At 59.1% G+C, this 274-nt stretch carries 1 pseudogene; it reads left to right on the top strand.

Annotated features, from left to right (window positions below):
* Nucleotides 1–274: pseudogene (locus SB753_RS37145) on the top strand (mammalian cell entry protein); the annotation flags it as partial.

Here is a 274-nt window from a genome sequence, read left to right as displayed (position 1 = left end):
CCGGTCAGGTTCTCGGATATTCGCTCTCGAAGGATGGTGCGGAGGTTATTATCGATGTCTTCGTTAACGCGCCTTATGACCAGTATGTCACCTCGAATACCCGCTGGTGGCACGCAAGCGGAATCGACTTGCGCTTCGATTCCAATGGGCTGCGGCTGGACACCCAGTCGGTCGCGTCGATCCTCTCCGGAGGGGTCGCGTTCGATATCGTTGGACCGGCAACGACGCGATCTCAGGCATCGGACGGCACGTCGTTCGCACTGTCCGCAACACG

Origin of the sequence: Paraburkholderia sp. SIMBA_053 (assembly GCF_046534895.1) — a bacterium.
GTDB classification, from domain to species: domain Bacteria; phylum Pseudomonadota; class Gammaproteobacteria; order Burkholderiales; family Burkholderiaceae; genus Paraburkholderia; species Paraburkholderia caledonica.
Note: the sequence above shows the minus strand (reverse complement) of the source record. Positions and strands in the feature narration are given on the sequence as shown.